Source organism: Streptomyces sp. WAC05292 (assembly GCF_003949955.1).
Classification (GTDB): Bacteria; Actinomycetota; Actinomycetes; order Streptomycetales; family Streptomycetaceae; genus Streptomyces; species Streptomyces globosus.
The window spans coordinates 1-2,086 of sequence record NZ_RPSE01000643.1 but is presented as its reverse complement, the minus strand read 5'-3'; the positions used below and the strand labels follow the sequence as shown (position 1 = coordinate 2,086).

Sequence of the window (2,086 nt, the reverse complement as noted above, 5' to 3'; positions counted from 1 at the left end):
GTGATGGAGTTGCCGGCGTCCGAGGAGCCGAAGAAGAAGGCCTTCCAGCTCTCGCTGCCTACCTGGGCGCCTCCGGCTATGCCAACTCCTTCTACTCGGCGGCCGCCCAGGCAGGCAGCGAGAGCTGGAAGGCCTTCTTCTTCGGCTCCTCGGACGCCGGCAACTCCATCACCGTGGACAAGCCGCCGGCCGCACTGTGGCCGATGGCCCTGTCCGTGCGGCTGTTCGGGCTGGGCGGCTGGCAGATCCTCGTGCCGCAGGCCCTGATGGGCATCGCCACGACCGCCGTGCTGTACGCGGCGGTCCGCCGCCACTTCGGCCCTGCGGCCGCCCTGCTCAGCGGCACCGCATTCGCTCTCACCCCGGTCGCCGCGCTGATGTTCCGCTTCAACAACCCCGACGCGCTGCTCACCCTGCTGCTGACCGCCACCGTCTACTGCGTGCTGCGCGCCCTCGACGGCGCCCGCACCGGCTGGCTGGTCGCCGCCGGGGCGGTGGTCGGCCTCGCCTTCCTGACCAAGACCCTCCAGGCGTTCGTGATCCTGCCGCCCCTGGCCCTGCTGTACGCGGCCTGCGCCCCGGCCCGGCTGCGCCGCAGGCTGGCGCAGCTGCTGGCGGCGGGGGCGGCCACAGTGGTGGCCGGCGGCTGGTGGGTGGCGGTCGTCGAGCTGTGGCCCGCCTCCTCGCGCCCGTACATCGGCGGCTCCCAGACCAACTCCTTCCTGGAACTGACCCTCGGCTACAACGGCCTCGGCCGGATCAACGGCAACGAGACCGGGAGCGTCGGCGGCGGTCGCCCCGGCGGCGGTGGCGGCTGGGGGGAGACCGGCATCGACCGGCTCTTCTCGGCCAATGTCGGCGGGCAGGCCTCCTGGCTGCTGCCGGCAGCCCTGGCCATGCTCGCCGCCGGGTTGGTGATCACCTGGAGGGCGGCGCGCCCGGTGACCTCCGTGGAGTCCGCGGCACGCGCCGCCTTCCTGGCCTGGGGCGGCCCGCTGCTGCTCACCACGGCCGTCTTCAGCTCCATGCGGGGCATCTTCCACGAGTACTACACGGTGGCCCTGGCCCCGTTCACGGCTGCGCTGGTCGGCATGGGCGCGGCCCTGCTGTGGGAGGAGCGGGGCAGCAGGGCGGCAGCGGCTGCCCTGTCCGGCACGCTCGCCCTGACCGCCTGGTGGTCGTGGGTGCTGCTCGGGCGGTCTCCGGAGTTCCTCCCGTGGCTGCGCTGGGCCGTGCTCGCCGCCGGTCTGGCGGCAGCCGCGGGGCTGCTCGCGGGCGCGCCGGCGGGTCGCCGCTTCACGCGGGCCGCGGTGGCGCTGGGGCTGGTCGCGGCACTGGCCGGGCCGTTCGCGTACTGCCTTGCCACGGTGGCGTCCCCGCACACGGGCTCGATCCCGACGGCCGGCCCGGCGGTGGCCGGCGCGGGCCCCGGGGGCCGGAGGGCGTTCGACGGCCCCGACCTCCCGCCGGGCGCCGGCCCGCATGGCGCCCCCGTGCAGGGGCGGCCGGGCGGCATGCCGGGCCGGGACGGGCGGCCGGCAGACGGCCGGATGCCCCCCGGCGGCCAGGGCGGCGCGCCGGCGGGCCCCGGAGGCCCGGCGAGCAGCGCCGGCGGGCCGCTCGGCGGCGGACCCGGCGGCCCCGGGGGCGCGGGCGGCCTGCTGAACGGGACGAAGCCGAGCGCGCAGGCCGTGTCGGCCCTGCGTACGGGCTCCGGCGCGTACACGTGGGCGGCCGCCGTCGTGGGCGCCCAGAACGCGGCGGGCTACCAACTGGCCTCCGGGGAAGCGGTGATGCCGGTCGGCGGCTTCAACGGCAGCGACCCCTCGCCCACTGTGGAGCAGTTCCGGGAGTACGTGCGGTCCGGCAGGATCCACTACTTCATCGGCAGCAGCGCAGGATCCGCCGTCGGAGAGGGGCCGGGGACGCGGCGCGGCGGCGGCCCGGGCGGCGCCACCAGCAGCGCGATCACGGAGTGGGTGGAGGCCAACTTCACCGCCGCGGAGGTCGGCGGAGCGGTCTTCTACGACCTGACCGCCCCCAAGACGGGCACCGCCCCCACGACGGGCACCGCCCCCACGACGGG

General features: G+C 76.4%; 1 protein-coding gene. It reads left to right on the top strand.

Features of this window, described 5'->3' with window-relative positions; translation table 11 throughout:
• On the top strand, window positions 1–2,086 hold a 2,086-nt coding region (locus EF903_RS31985; RefSeq protein WP_148142638.1), incomplete at both ends, for a glycosyltransferase family 39 protein.